Here is a 25,992-nt window from a genome sequence, read left to right as displayed (position 1 = left end):
ATAAATAATAATTTTCCAAATATATGACTTTTATCCCTAAAAAACGGTGAAAGAATCTGAAATAATATTATTTATTCTATTTGCCCATAATAGGAAATAGATTGCCTTCTATTGTCTTGAACATTTAATGTAGCCTTCCCGCTATTGCCAATCTTTAAGAAAAGGCGATATTTTGATTGGCTGTCATTTATCTTGATTTTGATATTCCAAGTGCCATTTTTCTCAGGGCTGAGAGAATACTCGAAATCTGTACTAGTGAATTTTACTCCGGCATCATCATTAGATATAGGAGCTGTATATGCTCTTCCAAAATAAGGGAGATAGGCCGAGATAGTGTCTTTAGAAACTTTTAATTGATAGCTGTAGTTTATGTCAACAGAGCGTCCGGCTAAAGGTAGAGCCTTTTGTGCGTTGAAAATATATGCTTGACCCTCTATCTTTTCTGTCATTTGAGCAATTTTTTGCTCTTTAGATAGACCATCACTCGTTTTACAACTAAAAAGAAAAAAACTGAAGAGTGTAAAAATGAAAATGTTTCTCATGTTTGTGGTCCTTTCATTAAATTAGCGTAAAAGATTAATTATTAAACGCTACTGCCTATAAAATGTTCATCCTGTTATAAAAAAGGGAGAAAGACTTACTGCTAGATATAGTAATAAGACAAAATAAAAGAGGATGTTTCCGGTTCTCGTTTCCACCAATGCAAAAAAGTGTGAGAGCATAAAAGCACCGGCTGTGAAAATAGCAAATAGATGCAAATGCGAATTAATATTCAAAAAGAGGAATATGATAAAAGTATAAATAACTAATGTAAAAAGCAGATTAAAGTAGTTCCTAATCTTTATTCTATCCTTGTGGCGGTTGATATAGTAGTCACTGATTGTAATCAGCAATAATAATAGTCCGCAGGCTAGAATTACCCACTCATTAATATTATAAGAAAGGATAGGTATGGTGGAGAAATTAGATGCAAAAGTATTTGTAATAGGAGTGAGAAAGTCCTGCAGCTGGTCTGTTAGTAAGAACCAGGAAAAAGCAGGGAAATATATGATAAATATACCTAGTATAGAAGCAAGAAAAGCTCTGAAGTTAAATGATCTTATAACTGCCATTCCCACCCATAATATAGGAAGGTAAATAATAGCTGAGATAGAAAATAGACTAGACAAAGCTAGCATAAAGCTCGCTTGGAATGCTATATCTTGTTTGCGCTCGATATTGTATGATGCAAATAACATCGACAGGATAAACACTGTGATTAATGCACTGATAAATTCTCCCGACATGCATACGAACGAAGGCTGACTGCTGAAAAGCAGTATGATAAAAGCTGATGGTAATAATGTCTTTTGCCTTATCAGCAGGTATTTATTGTTGATGTGTGCAGCCAGAAATGCGATAATTGCAACAATGATAGAACTACAAGCCAGTGAGATATAACCATTATTAAACCAGTCAGCTATAGGATCCCATAGGTAATTCTCGCCATTGTTAGTTACCGGAGCACCAAAGTTTAGAAAATAGAAGCAGCGGATGAAAATGGCATAGAAAATGGCAAAGAACAGGAAGCCGTTTCCTGTAGCAATATATTTTCTATAAAATCGAGGTGCTGCTGCCATTTATTATTTTAGGTCGAATCCTATATCTTTTCTATAATATTTTTTATCGTATGTTATTTTTTCAGCATTTTTGAACGATAGGTTAAGGGCTTCTTCTTTTGTATTTCCATACGAACTGATAGCTATAACACGCCCTCCGTTTGTTAAAACTTTATCGTCAGATAATTTTGTGCCTGCATGGAAAAGAATACTGTCTGTAACAGACTGCAATCCTGTTATTTCTTTGCCTTTCTCATAATCACCAGGATAACCTCCTGAAACAAGCATAACAGTAACGGCATATCTGCTGTCAATCTCTAAGTCCTTTTCATGTAGAGTCTTAGTCGCAACCCCTTCTAGTAAATCAACAAAGTCAGATTTGATGCGTGGCATTACCACCTCAGTCTCGGGGTCTCCCATTCTCACATTGTATTCTATTACCATAGGTTCTCCTTTTACCTCAATCAGGCCAAGGAAGATGAACCCTTTATAGTCGATTTTATCTTTTTTCAGACCTTCTACAGTCGGGATAACAATGCGCTGCTCTACTTTTTGCATGAAAACATCATCAGCAAATGATACAGGAGAAACAGCTCCCATACCTCCCGTGTTTAGTCCTGTATCGCCTTCTCCTATTCGTTTATAGTCTTTGGCTACAGGAAGTATTTTATAAGATTCACCATCTGTAAGAACAAAAACAGAGCATTCGATACCCGAAAGAAACTCTTCTATTACAACAGTCTTGCTTGCATCTCCAAACATTCCGCTAAGCATTTCTTTCAGTTCTTTTTTAGCTTCGTCTAGGTCATTGATGATTAATACACCTTTTCCTGCGGCTAAACCGTCTGCTTTGAGTACGTAAGGTGCTTCCAGTTGTTCAAGAAAAGCATACGCATCGTTTAGTTGATCTAAAGTAAAGCTCTGGTACTTTGCTGTAGGGATAGAGTGACGAGCCATGAACTGTTTAGCGAAGTCTTTACTTCCTTCTAGTTGAGCGCCTTCTTTTGATGGACCTATAACCGGAATGTGTTTGATCGTTTCATCATTTATGAAAAAATCATAGATTCCTCTCACTAAAGGTTCTTCTGGTCCAACTACTACCATGTGAATATCATTGTTTAAAACGAAGTCTTTTATGGCAGGAAAATCTGTTGAAGAAAGGTCAATGTTTTGAGCAATCAGATGTGTTCCCGCATTTCCCGGTGCAACATAAAGATTGTCTACTTTCGAGCTTTGTTTGATCTTCCATGCTAAAGCATTTTCGCGTCCTCCGCTTCCTAATAATAAAATGTTCATATGGTAATGTTAGTATTTTGTTTAGTAAGCAAAGATACATGATTATTTTTTTGTAGGGACATTTTTTTTTGTAATTTGCACTGATCTTGTGTATGCTATTATCCATTGCGCAATAACAGGTTGCAAGCCCCTTGTCGCTTCTTTGGATAATATATACGTTTTTGATTTTATGTGAATGCCCTAAAATGTTATGATTAGTATAAATTCCAATATAACTCTAACCTAAAATCGTATTATGAAAAAGACTATCGTATCGCTTATTTTACTCTTTACTTCTTTTTCTTTCGTGATTCATGCTCAGGAAGAAAATGTTCCGTCGTGGGCAAAAGAAACAAAAGCTGAAAAGGAAAAACGGATGGAGTGGTGGACACACGACCGCTTTGGGATGTTTATTCATTGGGGCATATATGCATTACCTGCCCGCCACGAGTGGGTACAGAACCGTGAGCGTATCTCTAAATCAGAGTATAAAAAATATCAGGAACTTTTCAATCCGGATCTTTATGACCCGAAAGAATGGGCAGCAAAGGCTAAAGCTGCAGGAATGAAATATGTTGTATTGACGACAAAGCATCATGACGGTTTTTGTATGTGGGATACTAAGCATACGGACTATAAAATAACGAATACACCATACGGAAAAGATATTCTAAAACCTTTTGTAGATGCATTCAGAGCGGAGGGCATTCGGATCGGTTTTTATTATTCGTTGATCGATTGGCATCATCCGCACTTTACATACGATAATATGCATCCCGATAAACCGGAAAATTGGAAAGAGGAGAATAAAAATCGTGATATGACGAAGTATCGCCAATACATGAAAGATCAACTGACAGAGTTATTGACTGAGTTCGGGCAAATAGATGAACTCTTTCTCGATTTTTCGTATCCGGGAGAAGGCGGTAAAGGACATAAAGAATGGGACTCTGAGTCTTTGTTGAAACATGTGCGTAGCCTGATGCCTAATGTTATCGTAGACAATAGAATGGACCTGAACCATACGACATGGGGATGGGATTATTTTACGCCCGAACAATTTATGCCAAGCGAATGGCCTACGCTGAACGGAGAGAGAATCCCTTGGGAGACATGTCAGACATTTTCAGGTTCGTGGGGCTATTATCGTGACGAATATACATGGAAAAGCCCTCATCAGTTGATAACGATGTTGATAGAAACAGTTAGCAAAGGAGGTAATTTATTATTAAATGTAGGACCAACAGCAAGAGGTGTTTTTGATGATAGGGCAAACGAAAGACTTGATGCTATTGCTCAGTGGATGAAATTTCATAGCAGATCAATATATGGATGTACGCAAGCTCCCGACGAATTTTCTAGACCGCAGAACTGCTTCTTAACTTATAATCCTGAAAAGAAAAGACTGTATATTCATGTCTTAGAGTGGCCTTTCAAATCTCTTCAGCTAAAAGGCTATAAGGGGAAATTCAAATATGCCCAACTTCTCAATGATGATTCAGAGCTTAAGTTTAGCAGTCCTAAAGTGTCGGGTATAGAAGCCGGAGGAGGCAATATGACGGAGTTCGGTCAGAGTGACGATGTGTTTATTCAGCTTCCGGTAGAGCGTCCGAATGTAGAAATACCAGTGATTGAACTGGTACTAGAGTAAGGACTTCCAAGCTTCCGGCTCTATTGTTAATATTGATAGAAATATAACACAACCAAATGTGTTATAGCTAATTTGTTGTATTTTTGTCCCCCTGAAAAATAAAACATTTAATACAATTATGTATAGCGATATTTTTGATCGTACAGAAAGATTACTTGGACAAGATAAGATGAATGATCTCAGACAGGTACGAGTTATATTGTTTGGTGTAGGGGGAGTCGGAAGCTGGTGTGCCGAAAGTTTAATCAGGGTTGGAGTGAAACATCTGACTATTGTTGATGCCGATAAGGTATGTGAAACAAATATCAACAGACAGTTGATGGCTACTACTAAAACCATAGGGATAAATAAGGTAGATGCTCTGAAAGAAAGATTATTGGATATTAATCCTGAAGCCGAAATTACAGCTATAGCAGATGTGTATAACGAAGATACATACGAGTCGTATCAACTCGACTCGTATGATTATATAATCGATGCAATAGACAGTCTTAAATATAAAGTCCATTTGATCCGTACAGCAACACGCACCAAAGCGAAGCTTTTTTCCTCGATGGGTGCAGCCCTTAAGATGGATCCTACGCGAATCAAAGTTGCAGAATTTTGGAAGGTACAAGGTTGTCCTTTGGCAGCAGCTCTTAGACGAAAGATGAAAGAAGGAACTAAGCCTTCCAAGAAGTTCTTGTGTGTCTATAGTGACGAATTGTTGGAAAATAAAGGTGATGTTTACGAGACAGACGAATCGAAACGATCTGCTTTGTTGAAACTAGACAATCCTAGTAAAAAAGCTCAAATCAACGGCACGTTAGTTCATATAACTGCCATTTTTGGTTTTACTCTAGCGGGCTTGGTTATTAAAGATATTTGTAAATAGACGAGGTCTTTAAATTTTATATTCTTTAATGCTTTTGTATTAATAATAGGGGAGAAAATATTTTAAGGTTTGTATCTTTGAGAAAATGCTCAATGTAACTAACCTTAATATTTTATACCATGAAAGAGTCTGGCTATAAACGAGAAAAATTAGTAAAAAGAATAGTTTATAAATTCTCGCTTGTTATATTACTCCTATTTATAGGCACTACTGTCGTTTGTGCTCAAAAGAAAGCTTCCTCCACGCCAAAGAAAAAATATGATATAGCAGCTTTTTTGTATCCAGCCTATGCGTCGGATGATCCTCGTCTGCGCCCGTTTTGGCCTATGGGAATAGGCGAATGGGAAACTGTTGCAACTGTTCAACAGCGTTACCCTGGACATTACTGGAATCGTAAACCTCTGTGGGGATATATCAATGAAGCAGATCCTTCTGTTATGGAAATGGAAATTGAGGCAGCAACTAAGCATGGAGTAAATGTTTTTATTTTTGATTGGTATTGGTACGATGGGCGCCCCTTTATGGAGACAACCCTTAATAATGGTTTTTTGAAAGCTGCTAATGTCGATAAAATGAAGTTTTATCTGATGTGGGCTAATCACGAAGTTGTGAACACATGGGATACCCGCATTTCAAGACTTGATGAGCATAACGTCATATGGACGGGAAAAGTTGACAGGCAGGAATTTGAGAAAATATGCAAACGTAATATAGAAAAATACTTTAAGCATCCTCAATATTATACCATAGATGGTAAGCCCGTTTTTATGATTTATGATGTTCCTCAATTAATAGAGGGCTTGGGTGGAATAGATGAAACGATTGATGCACTGAAGTGGTTCGAATCGGAAACTAAAAAAGCTGGATTTCCGGGTTTGGATTTACAGCTGACAATGTGGAGTGTAAATGTAAACTATAGTGGTTTTGATGGAAGTAAAACCACAAACCCTCAAAATGATTTTGTTAAAAAACTAGGGTTTACGAGTGCAACGCATTACCAATTTGCTCACTTTACCAATGTAAATGAGGATTACATGACCATAATGGACGCAGTGAAAAAAGAATGGACTCATATTGATAATACTTTCGATCTAAAATATTATCCACACATCAGTGTGGGATGGGATAATAGTCCGCGAATAGAAAAGAGTGCTGTTGTGAAAAATAATACTCCCGAGAACTTCGAAAAAGCACTCCGAATGGCAAAAGAATATGCGGATAATCATCCAGATCAGGTGCCTCTGATTACGATTAATAGCTGGAACGAATGGACAGAAACAAGTTATCTGCAACCATGCAATGTGTTTGGTTATGGATATTTGGAAGCAATTAAAAAGGTTTTTGTAGAGTGAAAAAGGTTGATTTTATAAACTTATTGAATAAAGAAAGTATAGAATATCTCTGTATTTTTGCATCTTTGTATAAAAAGAAACAATTATGGAAGAATTAACTATAAATTACGAAATATCTAAAAAAGGAAGAGTTGCTAATATTATTATCTTCTCATACTTTGCCGCTTACGGGCTTTATAACTGTGTGAAAGAAGGGCTAGCAGACAATTTCAATGTCCTGTTTTATTTAGGGCTTCTCTGCTTTGTGGCAGGAGCGATTCTTATCCTTAAGAATACGGTTTGGCAGCCTGCTCCAATATTGAGTATGAGTAATAACTCTATAACATCTAATATTCCGGGTAAGAAAAGTTTTGCTATCGATTGGGTGAATGTCAGCAGAGTGAATATAGGACCGGGATACATTACCTTTCAGCTAAATGGAGGACAAAAGCAACAAAAACTGGATTTGCTACCGTTAAAATATGAAGATCTTCTTGCTGTAAAAGCAAAAGTGATGGAATTGTGCGAATTTAAAAATATCCCATATCACAACGATTAAGAAGAAAAGTTTAGAAATATATAGGAAGCCATCTTAGGATGGCTTTTTTCTTTTCAAGAAAAAACGTAGTTTTGTGTTTCTCTAAAAGTGAACCAATTGTATCAAAATCAATTAATCTTAATAAAATAGCTAACGAGTGAAAACAGAGAATGAAGAGAAAGTAGCCGGATTGCCGGAAAATGCTTTCCGCGAACTGAAAGAAGGGGAAGAGTATCAGCCGATAATGTCTCCCAATAAAGTATATAAAGAAGTAACGCCGTGGTCTGTGTTTTGGGGACTGGTAATGGCTGTGATATTTAGTGCAGCTGCGGCCTATCTGGGGCTGAAAGTAGGACAGGTGTTCGAAGCAGCGATTCCTATTGCCATCATTGCCGTAGGTCTTTCAACAGCCACTAAGCGTAAAAATGCTTTAGGTGAAAATGTGATTATCCAATCTATTGGAGCCAGTAGTGGTGTGATAGTAGCAGGAGCTATATTTACATTGCCGGCTCTTTATATATTACAGGCAAAATATCCGGAAATATCTGTGCAATTTTTTCAGGTATTTTTCAGCTCTCTGCTTGGAGGGATATTAGGTATACTGTTTCTGATACCTTTCCGTAAATACTTTGTATCAGAGATGCATGGGAAGTATCCATTCCCAGAGGCAACAGCTACAACTCAAGTATTGGTTTCGGGTGAAAAAGGAGGCGATCAGGCAAAGCCACTTATTTTTGCAGGTTTGATAGGAGGTCTTTACGATTTTATTATTGCCACCTTTGGAACATGGTCCGAAGTGTTTACTTCCAGAGTATTACCTTTTGGTGAGACTTTAGCAAATAAAGCCAAAGTTTTATTCAGTGTAAACGTAGGTGCTGCGGTGCTTGGTCTTGGTTATATTGTAGGATTGAAATATGCAGCTATTATCTGTGCGGGTTCTGCACTTGTATGGTTTGTGTTGGTTCCTCTATTCCCATTCTTAGGTGATACACTATTAGAGACAATTAATCCTGCTCCGTATTTAGCAGGAGGAGATCTTGTTGGAGGAATTGCAGGAGCTAGTCCAGAAGTGATCTTTGCTACTATGGCTCGTCATATTGGTATCGGAGGTATAGCGATGGCGGGTATAATTGGTATCGTTAAATCGTGGCCAATCATTAAGAGTGCTGTAGGTTTGGCATCTAAGGAACTAAAAGGAAATAAAAAAGAATTGACGAAAGAAGAGAAACGCACCCAGCGTGATATTTCTATGAAGATTATCTCTATTGGAGTAATCTTGGCGTTGATAGCTACATTTATATTCTTTTGGTTAGGGGTTATTCATAATCTGTTCTTTGCAATTATAGCGATATTGCTTGTTGCTATTATCGCATTCTTGTTTACTACAGTTGCAGCCAATGCAATTGCCATTGTAGGAAGTAATCCTGTTTCGGGGATGACGCTGATGACACTGATATTAGCTTCTGTTATTTTGGTGGCTGTAGGACTGAAAGGAACTACTGGAATGGTTGCAGCATTGATTATCGGAGGTGTAGTATGCACCGCGTTGTCGATGGCGGGAGGTTTTATTACGGATCTTAAAGTGGGCTACTGGATAGGGTCTACTCCGGCTAAACAGCAATCTTGGAAATTCTTGGGAACTCTGATTTCTGCTGCGACTGTTGGTGGAGTGATGATTGTTCTTAACGATACTTTTGGTTTTACAGGAGAGGGTGCTCTTGTTGCACCTCAGGCTAATGCTATGGCCGCAGTTATAGATCCTCTTATGTCCGGAACGCGTGCGCCTTGGGTGCTTTATGGAATTGGAGCCCTGATAGCTCTCGTTCTCAACTTCATGAAAGTTCCGGCTCTAGCTTTTGCTTTAGGTATGTTTATTCCTTTCCACTTAAATATTCCGTTATTGATCGGAGGTGCTATAAACTCATATGTAGGTAGTCGTAGTAAAGATCAGGATCTGAATGCGGCGCGTCTAGAAAGAGGAACTCTTATTGCCTCCGGCTTCATTGCCGGTGGAGCATTGATGGGTGTGATAAGTGCGTTGTTGCGTTATTTCGAGTTCAATTTCGTGAATGATGAATGGACAAATGGAAATTTAGCTCAAATTCTTTCATTGGTTATGTATGCTGCAATAATATTCTACTTTGGAAGTGCTGCGATGAAAGCAAAGAAAAACTAAGCATTGATTAAGTTTTATAATATAAGAAGAGGTGAGATTTCGCAATCTTGCCTCTTTTTTTGTTTTTATCCTTGTTACAAATTGCAATAGAAAAGTTATATTTGTAGATCTTTTTTTATGCAATACCATGAATCAGAATGAAGTTTTCTAGGACTACCAAGTCTGAATTTCATTTTATCCATATGTGGAAGATAAACTAATATCGAAACACTATAATCTAATTAATTAAAAATGAGAAAAATTCTTACATTACTCTTGGTCGTGTTTGCTGTTGGTACAGTAAATGCCCAAAAAGCCAATACTTTAACTGCTGAAGAAGTTAAAGAAGGCTGGAAATTATTATTTGATGGAAAAACATCCACAGGATGGCGTTCTTATAACGGCACCGGATTCCCTTCTGCATGGACTACAGATGGCGGGGAATTGAAATTTAAAAAAGCTGAAGGTAAAAAAGGCGGTGATATTGTAACAGAAGAAGAATTTGATAATTACGATCTTCGTATGGAATGGAAGATTAGTAAAGGAGGGAATAGCGGAATCTTTATAGGAGTAAAAGAGCAACCTGATTATAGATGGGCTTTTGTTACAGGTATCGAGATGCAGGTTCTGGATAATATAGATGCAGCAGACAGACACGATCCGAGCCACTTGGCAGGATCAATGTATGACCTGATTGACGCAAAAGAAACATCAAAACCAAAAGCAGTAGGCGAATGGAATGAAGTAAGAATATTGAAAAAAGACGGACAAGTTACTTTCTGGCTAAACGGTGTTGTTACTGCAAATGTGCTTCTTGGTGGAGCTGAGTGGAAAGAGTTGGTTGATAACAGCAAATTCAAAGGTAGTGACTTTGGTAAATTCCAAAAAGGTAAAATTGCATTACAAGACCACGGTGATGAGGTTGCCTTCCGTAACATAAAGATTAAACCTATTACTAAGACAATAGGTTTGCAGCTTTATTCATTGAGAGATGATATTAAGAACAATTTTGACGGCGTGATTAAGGCTGTGGCAGATATGGGTTATAAACAAGTTGAGGCTGCTAGTTATGGCGATGGACGTTTTTATGGTATGTCGCCAGCAGAATACAAAGCTAAACTTGAAGCAGTAGGACTAGAGTCTTTGTCTTCTCATACTGGTAATATCCCTTCCAATCCGGATGAACTGTTTTCTGATGCAACAATGAAATGGTGGGATCAATGTATTGCTGCTCATAAAGAAGCTGGGATGAAATATCTGGTGGTTCCAGGCATGCATCATCCTAAGACTTTAGATCATCTAAAGAAAGTTTGCGATTTATTTAATATAATAGGAGAGAAATGTAAACAAGCCGGAATTAAATTCGGATATCACAACCATGCTTCGGAGTTTACTACTAAGCCTGAAGGAAAAGTAATGTATGACTTTATGTTAGAGAATACAGATCCGGAGTTGGTATTCTTCGAACTTGATATTTATTGGTCTGTGATGGCTCAACAAGGTCCGGTTGAATATTTCAAAAGATATCCTGGACGTTTTAAACTATTGCATGTGAAAGATCGTAAAGAACTTGGTGAAAGTGGTCTTGTAGATTTTGCAACAGTATTCAAAAATGCAGAGTTGGCTGGTGTTGAAAACCTTGTTGTAGAAGTAGAACAATATGATTATAAACCAATAGAAAGTGTAGAAATGAGTTTAGGCTATTTGCTAAATCATCCTTATGTGAAGGCTAAATTCTGATAAGCAGAATCTTTAAATAATGAAGCGAGGGCGTTATGCTCTCGCTTTTTCTTTATATTATTGCAGTAATTATCATTAACTCCTATTATAGAACAGAATATGCCTTTTACTCTTTCTCATCCTTCTCTCTTTTTGCCAATGCTCTATGTACAGCGAAAGTGGTTTTCTGTTACAGCTTTGGCTATTGGAAGTATGGCGCCTGATTTTGAGTACTTTATAAGGATGAGGATACAGAGTGACTATAGTCATACACTATTGGGTGTGTTTTGGTTCGATCTACCTCTGACAATTTTGATCGCATTTGTTTTTCACAGTTTGATTAGGAATAGTTTGTATAATAATATTCCTTATACTCTTCAGGCTAGGTTGAAGCCTTTTAACCGCTTTGATTGGAAGAACTATTTTATAAAGAATTGGCTTGTTGTTGTAACTTGTGCTTTGATTGGAATATTTTCTCATCTATTATGGGATAGTTTTACGCACGAAACGGGTTTCTTTGTAGAGAAAGCATCTTTTTTAAGCAGTGACATTTTAACTGTACCTGTCTACAAGGTTTTACAACATAGCAGTACCCTCTTGGGAGCTTTTGTTATTTGGAAGCTACCATGTAATGACTCGGTTAAGAAAACGGAAGTTAATCCTTATTACTGGATCTTTTTTGTATCCATCGTTTTGCTTATAGTCGCTCTAAGGTTATTGTTCGGATTGAATTATAGGCAATATGGGCATGTGATTGTAACAGCTATATCAGCCTCTTTCATAGCTCTTGTGATAACTCCAATCCTGATGAGGGTGTTCTGCTCTAGGAGTAGTTCATAGTGTATTTAACTTACAGAAGAAAAGAGACACCTGAATGGTATCTCTTTCTTTGGAGTATAATTAGTGGAATTTATTCAATAACTTTTATACAACGCACATTTGCTGCAGCGCCATTTTTCCTGAATTCATCGCCCCATCCCGAGATGTTTTTCTTCCCAGTTATCAACCCTATAGCTCCATTTTGTTTTTCTATTAAGGCGGCTTGAGCACCAAAGTTACAGTCTAATCCTCGTGGAGGAATACCTGCTCTATCTATGACATCCATTCTGAGAAGACCTGCCGGATAAATGTTCATTCCTGAATTATTCTTATCCCCTGTCGGATATCCCCCCATATTCGTCGGAACTCTTGTGTACGGAGAAGCATTTGCATCAGGATGAGGCATATCTAACTGCCCAAATGAGTTTAATTTGTCTGGTGCGAATGCTTCTCTTGCATCACTTGGCTCGTATAAATCATTGCTTTCAAACAAATAAGGGATAGCTATATTTGCTGAACCGCCACCAGAAACTCCGGTTATTTCTTCAAATAAGCCGACCCACTCCTCTATTCTGGGTACTTTCCAGCCTTCAGGACATAATCTTTCGCCATTTTCGGTAGCACCTGAACCAAAAACTGTAGTGTAGTTGTACTGTAATCCAAATTTAGAGACGAATGCATCTTCTGTAACTTTTATTTCTTGTCCATTTAGTAGATAGGACATCACCTTTGTTGTAGATATATCACTTTTACTTTTTACTCGATGAAGATTGGCTGTACTATTTTCATCGTAAGGATAATCCTCTACATAAGATATTGCTGCTGAGAAATATGCAGGATGTAGTAAAGATGAGCCATCGTTATATCTTGTTGTTCTCAAGTTGCTTGTAAACCAATATGTGCCTCGTTTACACCCTTTTTTATTGAAAAGCTTTGCCGTATAACTGTTCCCGTCGATATCTGTTACAGTGATAATATCGGGTATCCTCGAAGCATCTGTATTTAGTCCCTGCCATTCAGTGCCTGTCCATACATACACCCCTGGGCAACTGTTCTCAAATTCCTCCGGGACATAAATAGTTAGCCCAATGTGCTTGTCTACATCTAGTCCGGGATCTATATCCTCTAGTGTGTAGATAGTTGTTAATTGTACTCTGGGAAGCCCTAAGCCTTTAGTGGAATTAGCCTCAGATTTGTCATTTTCTTTCAGATCCAATAAAGCTCCTTTGTTGGGTTCTATTCCCGATCCGATAGTTACTTGTGCGTGTGCTTGCCCCATTATAAACAAAAAGGCAAAAAAAAGTAAAGTTTGTCTCATGTTGGAAAGTTTTATGATCACAAGGAACCCTACAATATAAAAACTCAGTTCCTTCTGAGACACGAAGGAAATATTATCAAATAAAACAAGTGTCTTATATCAGCAATCTATTTTTTCAAATAAGCAATCGTTTAATATACATGGCATTAGATGGGTCTGTATGCTCGTTTTTATTTAGCGTCAAAGCTACAAATCATCCATCTCTTCTTCTATTATTTCTTTTTGAAGAGATATGGAAGCTAGTTTAAGTTCATGTGGTGCCATCCCATAATATTCTTTAAATAGGCGATGGAATGTGGATCGAGAAGAATATCCACATTCTACAATGATGTCATCAATTGATATATCCTTATTTTCTAGTAGTAGTTTTCTGGCATTTTCGAGCCTGTACTTGTTGATGTATCCTGTAAAAGTTAGCCCTGTTTCTTCTTTGATAGCAGAGCCTAAATATTGTCTATTGGTGCCTAAGGTTGAAGCCAGATCCTCCCTGTTTATATTTGGGTCTTTATAGGCTTCTTCTTTAAGCATGTATTCTTCTAATTGTTGAAAAAGAGGGTTGATGTTAATAGAATTGGTGTTTGCCTTATCTATTATCATTTTTTTATAGTAATTTATATTCTTACTTAATTCCTCTTGCTGTTTAAAAAGGACATTGTTTTTAGTTTTTTGCTTTGCAAAGTTATTCCTAATAATCAGGGCAATAGTTAAAAGAAGAATAGCAACAACAATGAGTGCAATTATAATAGTTTGTGAAAACTTTAATTGAGTTCTAGTTCTTGCAATCTCAGCCTCTTTCAAATTAAGCTCGTATATGGTTGCTAACTCGTCTAGTTGTATGGCTGAATGACTATCATTTATTGAGTCGGCAAGATTTGTAGCTTTAAGAAGTTCATTATAAGCGAGCTTGTATTTCTGTTTGTCATATAATAAAGAAGCCTTTTCTTTAAAATAAGGAGGCAATACAAATATTCTTTGCTCTGCGCCGTATTGGTCAATATTTTGTTCTATATAATCCAATGCTTTGTCGTATTCATGCGTTGCAGAAAAATAAGAAGCAAGAATCTTGTTATAGTCAGGCTTTAGTGATTTTTTAATCTTATCGTCAGACTCTTGCGAAAAGTTTTTAATTAGTTCTTTCGCTTTTTTTAAATCTTTCAATCCAAGACTGATTTGTATATCAAGTATATCCGCAATGGCTTTTTGCGTTGAAACAAATTCGGGGGAAAATGTAGTTCCAAATTCATTTAGAATTTGTCTAATGGAATCATTATATTGTGTAGCCTCTTTATGATTATTGGATTGGCTGCTGCTATGTGCTATTAATGATAAAATTGCTACTTCGTTTAGTTTTTCGTTTTTACTCAGTCGGCTATATTTTAGAGCCTCTTTGAACTTTCTTTGAGCTTCTCCATATTTTTCCATTAGATAATATGTGTTACCTAGATTCATGTATATGCCGAGGTGTATTTTGGGGTCTACATCTCCTGCTTGCTCTACTCTTTCCAAATGTCGTTTTTGATTGATTAAAGCTAAGTCGTATAATCCTCTTAGCAGATAGGAAAGCGACTTATTGTATTCATAGCGATTTACCGCCTTATCGGTAAATGGCAATATTCTGGCTATTGGTTCTGATAATTTTATATAATGATTGATGCTGTCAGGATTGTACACCCGAAAATAATATCCCATCTTGTAGGTGTAAGCTGTCAGTAAATAGTGACTATCTTTTTGTTTCTTGGCTTCATTCTCTATGTCTTGTGCTCTGGATAGCAAATTTGGAGTAACAAATTCTATTCGTCCAAGTTCCGTTAACGCCTCCAGCTTTTCTTTTCCTGAAAGAGTTTCTACTCTTACTGTTAGACTATCAATTACTTTTTTTGAACCTTCTTGTGCTAAAAGGTTGTACGAAGTTAGGCATAGGGATAGAATGAGGATGATTTTTGTAACTGATTTCTTCGTATTTACTTTTTGTGTAGTTTGGGGTAAGTCTTTTGTCGGATTCATTGTAGTGTTATGTGTGAATGTGCTTTTGTTGTAAAGTTAACAAAATTTGCTCATAATTTTTGATATAGGGAAAAGAGACTATTAGTGATTCTCTTTTATTAAATAAAAAAGCAGCTAAGATATTTATCTTAACTGCTTCATATTGAGTGGTCCCACTTGGGCTTGAACCAAGGACCCCATGATTATGAGTCATGTGCTCTAACCAACTGAGCTATAGGACCTGATTTTTGGGTTTCCCTGAAATCGGATGCAATATTACTGTTTTTTGCCGATATAGACAAGCTTTTGGACGAAAAAATGATAATATTGTATGTAAAATATACTCTATTTACTGGTTGCCGGTTGAGTACGACTGTTTATTATTGACAAAGAAATGTATAATAAGATTCCTCCTGCGATACCTAAAATCCCTAAGAAATAGATAAGTACAATAAAGAATAGGGCTAGGAAATAACGTTGTTCGTTTCCTTTGAACTTTAAGCTCTTTATTTTGAGTGAAAACATCGGAATCTCAGATACCATCAGAGAGGAGAATACTAATATTGCCACTAGGACAAGATAAATTAGCATTGGTGATATAACGGGAACGGTGTTGACTAATCCGTAGCAAAAACTAATCCAGAACAAGGCATTTGCAGGAGTGTTTAATCCTATGAATGATTCTGTCTGTCGTTCGTCTATATTGAATTTGGCAAGTCTGAGAGCTGAAAAAATTGCTAACAGAAAAGCTATATATGGTAGATATTCCGTAATCAGTGGATTGTCAGTTATTATACTTAAATGCCCTCGAAGGAAAGTGAATACTGTTAAGCTGGGCGCAACACCAAAACTTACCATGTCGGCAAGAGAATCTAATTCCTTTCCCATCGGAGAGTATGCTTTTAATAAGCGAGCTGCGAAGCCATCAGAAAAGTCAAAAAGGGCTGCGATAATTACAAATACAACCACCCATAGATATTCTCCCTGAAAAGCCATAACTGAGGCGATGCATCCTGAGAATAGATTGAGAGAGGTTAGTAGATTTGGTATATGTTTTTTCATTATTCTTTGAATTTTGCAATCACCGTTTGGTTGCCGGTTACCTTCTGGTCCATTTCTACCAAGATCTCAGTTCCTAATGGTAGATATACATCGACACGTGAACCAAGTTTTATAAAACCTAAATGTTCATCAATATGTGCTACTGTTCCTTCCTGAGCATATGTAACAATACGGCGAGCCATTGCACCTGCTACTTGTCTTAGCAGCAATTGATGCTTCCCGTCTTCGGTTTCCATAACCACTGTCGAACGTTCATTTTCTGTACTCGACTTAGGTAGATATGCTGCCATGAAGCGTCCATCGTGGTGTTTCGACATGAGTACTTTCCCATTGATGGGGTACCAGTTAGCATGAACATTAAATGGCGACATAAAGATAGAAACGATAATTCTTTTGTCTTTAAAATATTCCCCCTCGTAAACTTCCTCAATCGCCACTATCTTTCCATCGGCAGAAGCTACAACTGTATTCTTAGTATCTCCTTTAAAGCGCCTGTATGGGCTTCTGTAAAAATTTAATACGACTAAAAATAGAGCAATAGAAACAGCTCCAATGATATATGATAGAGCATGAAGACGAAAGAAATACCACAATGCTCCATTCAGAAGCAGTAGTATGATAAAGTAAGTAACTAAAACGTCGCGTCCTTCGTGATGAACTTTCATTAGTTTGTTTTATGTAAGATATTTCATGTGACATGCAAAAATATCTTTAATTGCTGATATATACAAATTTGACAAATGAAAAAGAGAGGCTCAAGGCCTCTCTTCTATATTCATTCGTTTTTCTTTTTTTATAATACGTATAGCGAACTGATCGATTCGTTAGAAAGAACTCTACGGATAGAGTTAGCAAATACATCTGCTACAGAAAGAACAGTTACTTTTTCGCATTTCTTAGAGTAAGGAATACTGTCAGTAAATACCATTTCTGTCAATCCGGATAGATCTACACGTTCCGATGCAGGGTCAGACATAACGGCATGACTGGCAACTGCACGAACCGAACGAGCTCCGCTAGCCATCATCAGGTCAGCCGCTTTTGTTATAGTTCCCGCAGTATCAACGATGTCGTCAACAAGAAGTACATCCATTCCTGTAACATCTCCGATGATTTGCATCTCAGATATTTCGTTTGCTTTTTTTCTTAGTTTGTAGCAAATAACCATTGGTATTCCAAAATACTTAGCGTATGAGCTGGCACGTTTTGTTCCACCTACGTCTGGTGTTGCTATTACTAAATTTTCTTTGTCTAATGTATTAATGTAATCAACAAAAATAGCAGAAGCATAAAGATGGTCAACCGGAACATTGAAGAAGCCTTGGATCTGGTCTGCATGTAAGTCCATTGTGATAAGACGGTCGATGCCGGCTGCACTAAGCATGTCTGCAATAAGTTTTGCTCCTATAGATACACGAGGTTTATCTTTTCTATCTTGTCTCGCCCAACCAAAATAAGGGATAACAGCTACGATAGAATGAGCCGATGCTCTCTTTGCTGCATCTATCATTAGCAATAGTTCCATTAAGTTGTCTGACGATGGGAAGGTAGATTGTACCAAAAATACTTGAGCCCCTCTGATAGACTCTTCATAAGAAACAGAGAATTCTCCATCGGCAAAACGCTCAATGTTCATTTTCCCAAGAGGACATCCTAAACTAGCACAAATTTTTTCAGCTAAATAACGGGAATTTGTCCCCGAAAAAATCTTAAAAGGTACGTTACTTTCCATTCTAACAATAAGTCTTTTAGATATGAGTTTGATATGTATTTATATAAAGTGCAAAATTAGCAAAAACAAACCACTTAAGGGATGTTAATTTGCATAAAATTTAATGATTTTTCCCGAATAGGGTTCTAACTCTATTTGCAACTCTTTATTCCAGCCGGATTTTAGGGGAAATTTCTTCTTCGAGAATAACTCTTTTGCTTGATTAATTTGTTCCGGATCTATTTGCATATAATCGTATGCCTCCTCCGGAATTTGCACGGCTACATTCTCGGTTTGAGACGAAAAGTTAGCTATTACAAGTACAAATTCTTTACCTTCCGAGCGTAGGAATGCGTACTGCTTGGTTGAGTCAAAACTTGGGTTTTCATAATTCGCATACATCAGATCGAAGAACTTACCCGAAGTTATAGAAGCTTCTTCTTTTGCTATTTTTATAATTTGAAGATACTGTTCGCGTAGCTTTTTCTGGCTGTCAGATAATCCCGTATTTCCATATGCTCCATTGTTTCGCCATTGGCGTATTGTATCTACTGACCAATAATCGAAGATAGTTGTTCTACCATCAAGCCCACTAAAGCCTTCTTTGTCCATTCCTCTTTCTCCTAACTCTTGACCAAAATAGACCATTACAGGGCTTGTACTTATTGTGGCACTAATAAGCATTCCCGGTATAGCCTTGAACGGATCGCCTGCGAAAAAGTCCGAAGCAATTCGTTGTTCGTCATGGTTCTCTAGGAAATTGAGCATCTTGTCTTGCAGCCCATCTATGCGTTGCCAGCAAAAAGTAATATCCGAAGTTGGTTTGTATCCGCAGATCACATCTCGCAAGGTGTCGTATAGATCAACCTTGTCGTACAAATAGTCAAATAATCCCCAGTGAACATAGTTGTTGTATTGAGCAGGATTGTACACTTCGGCGATAAATATCAGGGACTTGTTCTTTGCCTTAACTTTAGGTATTACCCAATTCCAAAATTCAACGGGAACCATTTCTGCCATATCGCAACGGAAACCATCTACGCCTTTGGCTGTCCAGTATAATAAGATGTCTCTCATCTTAAGCCAGGTATCGGGGATGGGAGTAAAGGTAGTCGATCTATTGTTGTTGTAGTCTACTCCGTAATTTAGTTTGACTGTTTCGTACCAATCGTTTATCGTAGGCTTGTTGGTAAAACAGTCGTTTCCTGTCACTTTAGCGGGGAACTCCTTATATGCTTCTTCTCCTTGTAGCACAGGAAATTGAAGTTCTAACTGTTGATTGGGTATATAGTAGAAGTTGTTGTCCGGATCGAAGGATACATCTGTATTGTCTTTCTTCCCGAAATCATTTACTTTCTTAGGTTTTGCATCCGAATGATAATATCTGGCTACATGATTAGGAACAAAATCGATAATCACTTTCATTCCATTCTTATGTGTACGTTCCACCAATTGTTCAAATTCCTTGATGCGATGGTCTATATTGTCTGCTAAATCGGGAGAAATATCATAATAATCACGTATTGCATATGGTGAACCCGCAATTCCTTTTACCACATCGGGATGATCGGCAGGAATCCCATGAGCAGAATAGTCTGTTTTAGAAGCGTGTTCGAGCAAGCCTGTGTACCAGATATGAGAGAATCCCATCTTCTTGATCTCTTTCAGGGCTTTAGTATCAAAAGCCGAAAGTTTACCTACCCCGTTTTCTGCTAATGTCCCATTTTCTATGTTTGTGTTATTGTCGTTACCAAACAATCTGGGAAGAACTTGATATATAAATATTTTCTCTTTCATATTGTCTTAATTTGTAAAGTCTTATTTTATATAAATATATGAGGAAAATCTTTCTTAAACAAGGCTTCCTTTTCTTCAAGGAATTTTTTTGTAAGATCATAGCCAGTGAGGTAAATCTCTTCTACATGATCCAGATCGAACATTGAATATCCGAATAGGTCGGACGATTCTATCAGATAATCGCAGAGGTTTCTGTCCAGAAGGGTATTTGACCCCGACATGTAATGAAATGAACGCTCTGCCACATATTTAATAGAACTTTTGTATTCCGATTTAGTTAACGGACTAACATTGACTCCGATAATCTTCATGCACTCCTTTCGGATAGTAGAGACAGGGAAGTTCTTAAACAAGCCGCCATCTACATAGTAATGTCCCTTGATCTCAACCGGTCTGAAAATAATGGGAACAGAGCATGATGCTATGATTGTAGGAATTAAAGCTCCGGAAGAGAAGGTTTTACTTTCGCCAAACTCTATATCAGTAGCCGTAACGTATAAAGGGAGTTTCAGATCTTCGAAGGTTTTTGCTCTGAGGTGTTTTTTCAGAAAGGAGTGTAAGCCATCACTCTTGAAGAATCCTCCATGTGGAATTGAAAATCCAACAAATTCTCTGAAAGCTTTATTCTTGAAAAAATGAATGATTTCGTCAGGCGCATATCCGTCTGCATAAAAAACGCCGGCAAAGGCCCCGGCACTGGTTCCTGAAATAACCTCAGGGTAAAGCCCTCTGTCGTTTAGTGCCTTTAATGCTCCCAAGTGTGCAAATCCCTTTGCTCCTCCTCCGCTCAACGCAATACCTAACTTATATTTGTATTTCGTATCATTCATCTTGAAACGATGTCGTATAATTTGAGGCAAAGGTAATGATTATCTATCTGATAAAATATTTATAAAGAATTAAAAAGGGCTGTTTGTTACAGTTCTGTTATCTAAACATTTTGTCGATAGTTTCATCTTCCAGCAGCGAGATGATTGTCTTTCCGTCAGGAGTATATTTATGTGAAGGGGAAGCAAATAGCTGATCTACTACTTTATTCATTTCTTCATCAGACAACTTGTGCCCATAAGGAATAGAGGCCACAGTAGCCATAGACAAGGCTAATGTTTCTTGTATTTCTTCCTTTATATCGCTACCCGAATCTACACTTTTCCCAATCATGTTATGTATCAGTTGTACTGCATCGATATTTGAAATTTCGGATGGAACCCCATTGATGGCAAAAGCATTATTGCCAAGGTTGCTGAGATCGAATCCTACGGCTTCCAGATCTTCAATGAGATATGGTATCATGGCTGCTTCGGAAGGCGAAAGTTCTACTATTTCGGGAAACAGAGTACGTTGGGAAATGCCTCTTTTTTGTTTTATCTGAGCCAAAAACTGATCGAACAAGATGCGTATATGTGCACGGTGTTGATCTATCAGCATCAATCCCGATTTGACAGAGGTGAGTATATATTTACTCTTATATTGATAGTGAACGATAATGTCTGTAGATGTAGTTTCTACATTCTCTTCTTCTTGCTCACTATTTCCACTGCTGAAAATATCAATGTCTTCATCCGATGAGAAAATTGTACTTTGCGTTTTCTTTTCACTCTCAAATCCTTCATAAAATTGTTCCCAATCGAGTTTCGGACGTTGATAGCCTGTACTTGGCGCCGTACTTTTGAAAGGATTGTATGACGGGTCTACATTTACTCTGGGTTGTGCAACATTTTTAGATGGGTCGTGGATAGGAATATCGATAGCACCTTCCGTATCGAAGTCGATCGTCGGTACTTCATTAAACTTGCCGAGAGCTTCCTTTACAGCAGCGGATAATATCTGCCATATAGGTTGCTCATTTTCAAACTTAATTTCTGTCTTGGTAGGGTGTATATTGACATCTATCGTCGACGGGTCGACGGTTAAGTAGATGAAGTAGTTCGGGTTTTCGCCCGAAGGAATCAGTGGATCAAAAGCATTTGTTATGGCTTTGTTGAAATAAGGGTGACGCATATATCTCCCGTTTACAAAGAAGTATTGCAAAGCTCTTGTTTTGCGTGCCGACTCAGGCTTACCGACGAATCCTGTTATTTTAGCCAGAGATGTTTCTACATCAATGGAGATTAGTTGCTGGTTGAAATTTTTACCTACAACATTTACAACCCTCTGGCGTAAGTTGCATGCAGGGTATTTGAGCACCTCAATATCATTATCTATGAAAGAAAACTCTATTTGAGGATTGACCAATACAATACGTTCAAGTTCTGTGAGTATATTTCGGCGTTCGGTGTCGTTCGACTTTAAGAATTTGCGGCGAGCTGGTACATTGAAGAATATATTTTTGACAGAAAAATTGCTTCCTACCGGGCAGGCAATACTTTCCTGAGCCTCTACTCTTGAGCCTGCTATCTGAATGTAGGTGCCTAGCTCATCTTCTTCCCTGCGGGTTTTTAGCTCAATCTGCGCAATAGCCGAAATGGATGGAAGAGCTTCTCCTCTAAAGCCCATCGTTCTCAGTGCAAAAAGATCATCTGCTTGTCTGATCTTAGAGGTGGCATGACGCTCGAAAGCCATGCGAGCATCTGTAGCAGACATTCCTTTTCCGTTATCGATAACCTGAATAAGGGTTCTGCCGGCATCTTTTATTATCAGTTGTATGCTGTCGGCTCCGGCATCAATTGCGTTTTCAATTAGCTCTTTTACAACAGACGCAGGACGTTGGATAACTTCTCCGGCTGCAATCTGGTTAGCTATTGAATCGGGTAGAAGGTGTATTATATCGCTCATTTTGTATGTGTACTTAATCTTCTCTGTCGAAAATGGCAGAGCGTTTTGGTCTAACATCTGTACTCTTTCTGACAGACCTTCGGAAAATGTCGTCTTTGTTGAGAGGGCGAAGGTAGTCGTACCAGAAAAATTCTGTCAGTCTTAATTGATCGGGTGTGGCTAAGTGAAACGGTGTTGTTTTACCAACAGGCTTTGGCCAGGCTGCGAGACGTTCGAATTTACCATCTTTCATGTTGATGCGAAGATAGCTTCCCTCGAGCCAATTAAGCAAGCCACTTAGTTGCCCATCTTTCTCTTCGGGGTATGTGATTGTTTCTACATTTCCTTCAGCTAACACTTGATTTACTTTTTTATTCTTGAAGAATATTTTTAAAGATCTACTCTTTAACTGGTTAAAATGGATAGAGTCTTTTTCTTCTATAGAGAATGCATGGTTTTTTATATGCATGTAATCAATAGTGCTATCATTCATAAAGATATCAATAGTATCACCGGATAACTGTCTGTTGGTATTCCACAGAACGGGATCTTTATACATATGCAGGATAGAGTCTTTGGAGCTAAACTGCAAGGAGTCACAAATGCCTTGTATATCCGATCGATAGAATCGTACATTTCTATAAGCTTTCAGAATACGGTATGTCAATAGCGTTGTATCAGCCACAGCTAATGACGAGATAGAATCAAGTTCAGCAGGTTTTGTAGCCAAATCTTCTTGTAGTGGCGGAACGGAGTCTAAGCCTAGAGGGTTGGATATATCGAAGATCAACGAATCAGACGGACTCTCATTTATTGAAGCCGAATCTAAAGGTTTAGGCTGAATTTCCTTTTTTAACTCAAGTTTTCTTGGATAGATGCTATCTGTAACTGTTATTAGTTTCAAGGTGTCGGCATGAGCAAATAGGCTATCTCCTTGAGAATATTCGATGCAATAAGCAGAGTCTGTCGCCATTGCATAATTTTTTAGTTCATTGTAATAACCATAATTCCCTATTAGTATAACGCGGTCGGTTGTGTCTTGTAAAAACATATGACCAAATACTTCTCCATATCCTTCATTTTTATAATAAAAGATAGAGTCTCCGCTAAGGAAGCGATTTCCCTCTTTGTTTACTATTCGCGATTGGTCAAGCAGTAGAGATTCCTCTGTGGCTGTATTATACCATCCGTTGCTTGTGTATATTGTTCCACTGTCGGACACTATCGTAGTAGGAGTGGAGAATAAGGCAATTCTTTTGTCTGTATCGTACTTAAGTTCGTCAGAATATAATTTAAAATTGGGGTTCGTCAGAATTACACTATCTCTGAATGTTGCCATTTTGAAACTAGGCTCGTATTGTCCCCAAAAAGAAGTAAGATCATTTAGGGAATCGACTAGCATACCTCCATCAAAATAATAGCCAACATTTAATGTGCGGTCGTAATTGAGGCTATCCGTGAACAAGGTTACGGGATTGCTCTTGTCAGCCGGAGAGTGTTCCAGTCTAACGTTTTCTCTTACTTTAGCCAGTCTGGTATTACCATCGTAATGGATATAACTTCCATACAGGAATAAGGTGTCGCCTTGTTCCATCCTAACATTATCGAAAGCCTCGAATGTATTCATGTTTGAATAATAATAGGCGCTATCGCAATACAAAAAGGCTCCTTCGTGAAAGAGTACAACGTTATGTTTTAGTATCTGTAAACTTTGTCCTCTGTTCCAGAATCCAGAGTCCGCTTTTATTATTTCAATAACTTTTACGGGTGATTTCGGGTCGTCTTTCTTTTTCTGAGGGTTTTGAGGTGTTTGCTGTACGGGCAACTCTTCGAGATCGAATCTCGGAGAAATAGCTGTTTGAGCAGAAACATAAAGAGCAATGAGGCATAGAACACTCACAAGCGGTATTCTATGCCTTTGCAAAAAATATTTTAAGAATTTGTCTAGCACGTTTTTATGATCAATTGTTCTCTTCTTCGTCTTTTATCCAACCTGAATATTGAAAGTCGCAATTTCTCCAATCCTTGTCAATGTATATATATGTGTCTTTAATTTTGTCTTGTAGCCATTTAGCCAGAATTTCTTGTTGTTTCTTTTGTTCCACAATCTCCTTCAATATCTGATAGTCGTCGGAAACGTTAGCTATATGTCGGTCTACTCTGTTTTTGAGTTTAACGATGGCTATAACTTCTTTGTTGTTCTTTTCTAATCTTATTTTGAATGGGGCTGATACCTGTCCTACTTTCATTGTATCTACAACGAGTGCCATTTCTTTAGAAAGGTCTTCCATCTGGAAGCGAGGAGTACCGTAATTTGAACTTGTACCTTTGCGATTTACCATCAGCCCGTTATTGTTCCGTGTGTCTTTATCGAAAGAAAAAGGAGTTGCATCTTCGAATGTGATCTCTCCTTTGTGGATAAGGTCTACTATTGTATCCATTTTTGCAGTCGCTTTTTGGAAAGACTCTGCCGGAACTTTTGGTTGCAAAAGAATATGACGTGCATTGAGCAGGTCACCTCTACGCTCTATCAATTGGATGATGTGGAATCCGTATTCAGTCTCAACTATGTTCGAAACTTTTTTAGGGTCGGTAAGAGAGAATGCCATGTTGGAGAATTCAGGTACCCATTCGGCTCTACCTCTGAATCCTAATTCGCCTCCGGTTTGTGCTGCACCCGGTTCTTCTGAATACATAATAGCTAAAGAAGAAAAGCTTTGTCCGTTGTTTACTCTTTCAGTAAAGTCGCGCAGACGTTCTTTTACCTTGTCTATCTCAGACTGAGGTACAACAGGCTCATTCGTAATAATTTGCAGTTCTACTGTTGTTGGGATATAAGGTAAGCTGTCTTTTGGCAACTGAGCATAATATTTTCGTACTTCAGATGGAGTAAGAGCTCCTTTTTTGCCAACGATGTTTTTTTGAGCTTCTTCAACCATAAAGTTGTTCTTGATCTCTTCTCTCCATTCCTCTTTCAGTTGAGTCATTGTTGCATTAAGATATTCTTCTGCCTTTTCTTTCGAACCCAAATTATCTATAACGTTTTTCTCTTGCTGAGCAACGGCTCTGTTGACATTTGACATAGGTACAGTTATACTATCTATCTTTGCTTGGTCGAGGAATAGCTTTTGTACAGCCAACTGTTCAGGAATAAAACAGTATGGGTCTCCTTCGATGCGTCCACCTCTAGATAAAATAAGCATACGGGACTTCTCTATATCCGACTTAAGGATAGCTTCGTCGCCCACTATCCAAATTATTTTATCTACTACATTGTCATTACTGTCCTGAGCTTTGCCAAGAAGGCTTGAGCCAAGGAATAGAGTGAATAAAACAAGTTTTCCTGCTTTTCTTATCATGTTTATGTATTTCATTAAAAATTGCGTAAATATAGTGAATATGTCTCA

General features: G+C 37.8%; 20 protein-coding genes and 1 tRNA gene. 7 read left to right on the top strand and 14 right to left on the bottom strand.

What is annotated here, in order from left to right; genetic code table 11:
* Window positions 1-71 precede the first annotated feature (71 nt).
* The 3 genes from DHU68_RS01165 to purD all read right to left on the bottom strand — a co-directional run bounded on the left by DHU68_RS01165 (window position 72) and on the right by purD (window position 2,894).
* A complete protein-coding gene (locus tag DHU68_RS01165) occupies window positions 72-542 on the bottom strand; it encodes a DUF4251 domain-containing protein (RefSeq protein WP_108821137.1) in 471 nt (156 codons plus the stop codon).
* Between the two features lie 66 nt (window positions 543-608).
* Window positions 609-1,619, bottom strand: a complete 1,011-nt coding sequence (locus tag DHU68_RS01160) for a hypothetical protein (RefSeq protein WP_108821136.1) — start codon at window positions 1,617-1,619, stop codon at window positions 609-611.
* A gap of 3 nt (window positions 1,620-1,622) precedes the next feature.
* A complete protein-coding gene (gene purD / locus DHU68_RS01155; RefSeq protein ID WP_108821135.1) occupies window positions 1,623-2,894 on the bottom strand; it encodes a phosphoribosylamine--glycine ligase in 1,272 nt (423 codons plus the stop codon).
* A gap of 235 nt (window positions 2,895-3,129) precedes the next feature.
* On the opposite strand from purD, the gene DHU68_RS01150 reads away from it, so the two are divergent.
* From DHU68_RS01150 to DHU68_RS01120, 7 genes are all read left to right on the top strand, one after another.
* Complete coding sequence (locus tag DHU68_RS01150; protein WP_108821134.1) at window positions 3,130-4,524, top strand: alpha-L-fucosidase; 1,395 nt, start codon at window positions 3,130-3,132, stop codon at window positions 4,522-4,524.
* A 118-nt stretch (window positions 4,525-4,642) separates the two neighbouring features.
* The gene (locus tag DHU68_RS01145) at window positions 4,643-5,398 is read left to right on the top strand and encodes a ThiF family adenylyltransferase (RefSeq protein WP_108821133.1); all 756 of its coding nucleotides are present in this window, start codon (window positions 4,643-4,645) and stop codon (window positions 5,396-5,398) included.
* Between the two features lie 119 nt (window positions 5,399-5,517).
* The gene (locus DHU68_RS01140) at window positions 5,518-6,750 is read left to right on the top strand and encodes a glycoside hydrolase family 99-like domain-containing protein (RefSeq protein ID WP_108821132.1); all 1,233 of its coding nucleotides are present in this window, start codon (window positions 5,518-5,520) and stop codon (window positions 6,748-6,750) included.
* Between the two features lie 85 nt (window positions 6,751-6,835).
* Window positions 6,836-7,288, top strand: coding sequence for a hypothetical protein (locus tag DHU68_RS01135; protein ID WP_108821131.1), 453 nt, complete (start codon window positions 6,836-6,838; stop codon window positions 7,286-7,288).
* 136 nt (window positions 7,289-7,424) lie between these two features.
* Window positions 7,425-9,443, top strand: a complete 2,019-nt coding sequence (locus tag DHU68_RS01130; RefSeq protein WP_108821130.1) for an OPT family oligopeptide transporter — start codon at window positions 7,425-7,427, stop codon at window positions 9,441-9,443.
* 231 nt (window positions 9,444-9,674) lie between these two features.
* Complete coding sequence (locus tag DHU68_RS01125) at window positions 9,675-11,162, top strand: family 16 glycoside hydrolase (protein WP_108821129.1); 1,488 nt, start codon at window positions 9,675-9,677, stop codon at window positions 11,160-11,162.
* Window positions 11,163-11,261: 99 nt separating this feature from the next.
* On the top strand, window positions 11,262-11,981 hold the full coding sequence (locus DHU68_RS01120) for a DUF4184 family protein (RefSeq protein WP_108821128.1): 720 nt from the start codon (window positions 11,262-11,264) through the stop codon (window positions 11,979-11,981).
* Between the two features lie 70 nt (window positions 11,982-12,051).
* Here DHU68_RS01120 and DHU68_RS01115 read toward each other — a convergent pair whose 3' ends face one another.
* The 11 genes from DHU68_RS01115 to DHU68_RS01065 form a co-directional block, all read right to left on the bottom strand.
* Window positions 12,052-13,278 (bottom strand): FISUMP domain-containing protein, encoded by a 1,227-nt coding sequence (locus DHU68_RS01115; RefSeq protein ID WP_108821127.1) that lies wholly within the window; start codon window positions 13,276-13,278, stop codon window positions 12,052-12,054.
* Between the two features lie 186 nt (window positions 13,279-13,464).
* Window positions 13,465-15,282, bottom strand: a complete 1,818-nt coding sequence (locus DHU68_RS01110; protein ID WP_108821126.1) for a helix-turn-helix domain-containing protein — start codon at window positions 15,280-15,282, stop codon at window positions 13,465-13,467.
* 147 nt (window positions 15,283-15,429) lie between these two features.
* Window positions 15,430-15,503: transfer RNA gene (locus tag DHU68_RS01105), tRNA-Ile, on the bottom strand.
* 103 nt (window positions 15,504-15,606) lie between these two features.
* Complete coding sequence (locus DHU68_RS01100; protein WP_108821125.1) at window positions 15,607-16,323, bottom strand: phosphatidylcholine/phosphatidylserine synthase; 717 nt, start codon at window positions 16,321-16,323, stop codon at window positions 15,607-15,609.
* On the bottom strand, window positions 16,323-16,988 hold the full coding sequence (locus DHU68_RS01095; RefSeq protein ID WP_108821124.1) for a phosphatidylserine decarboxylase family protein: 666 nt from the start codon (window positions 16,986-16,988) through the stop codon (window positions 16,323-16,325). The genes DHU68_RS01100 and DHU68_RS01095 overlap by 1 nt, the downstream gene beginning before the upstream one ends.
* 128 nt (window positions 16,989-17,116) lie before the next feature.
* The gene (locus tag DHU68_RS01090; protein ID WP_108821123.1) at window positions 17,117-18,055 is read right to left on the bottom strand and encodes a ribose-phosphate pyrophosphokinase; all 939 of its coding nucleotides are present in this window, start codon (window positions 18,053-18,055) and stop codon (window positions 17,117-17,119) included.
* A gap of 84 nt (window positions 18,056-18,139) precedes the next feature.
* On the bottom strand, window positions 18,140-19,831 hold the full coding sequence (locus DHU68_RS01085; protein ID WP_108821122.1) for an alpha-amylase family glycosyl hydrolase: 1,692 nt from the start codon (window positions 19,829-19,831) through the stop codon (window positions 18,140-18,142).
* Between the two features lie 26 nt (window positions 19,832-19,857).
* Window positions 19,858-20,661: a patatin-like phospholipase family protein gene (locus DHU68_RS01080; RefSeq protein WP_108821121.1), complete on the bottom strand. Its 804-nt coding sequence runs from the start codon at window positions 20,659-20,661 to the stop codon at window positions 19,858-19,860.
* Between the two features lie 97 nt (window positions 20,662-20,758).
* Window positions 20,759-22,606 carry a DNA mismatch repair endonuclease MutL gene (gene mutL / locus DHU68_RS01075; RefSeq protein WP_108821620.1) on the bottom strand — a complete coding sequence of 616 codons (1,848 nt, stop codon included), beginning with the start codon at window positions 22,604-22,606 and terminating at the stop codon, window positions 20,759-20,761.
* A gap of 13 nt (window positions 22,607-22,619) precedes the next feature.
* Window positions 22,620-24,485 carry an OstA-like protein gene (locus DHU68_RS01070; RefSeq protein WP_255412396.1) on the bottom strand — a complete coding sequence of 622 codons (1,866 nt, stop codon included), beginning with the start codon at window positions 24,483-24,485 and terminating at the stop codon, window positions 22,620-22,622.
* 61 nt (window positions 24,486-24,546) lie between these two features.
* Window positions 24,547-25,944, bottom strand: coding sequence for a peptidylprolyl isomerase (locus DHU68_RS01065; RefSeq protein ID WP_108821120.1), 1,398 nt, complete (start codon window positions 25,942-25,944; stop codon window positions 24,547-24,549).
* Window positions 25,945-25,992 lie beyond the last annotated feature (48 nt).

Origin of the sequence: Dysgonomonas sp. Marseille-P4361 (assembly GCF_900343125.1) — a bacterium.
Lineage (GTDB): Bacteria > Bacteroidota > Bacteroidia > Bacteroidales > Dysgonomonadaceae > Dysgonomonas.
The sequence above is the reverse complement of the archived record's forward strand: the minus strand, read 5'-3'. Positions and strand labels throughout refer to the sequence as shown.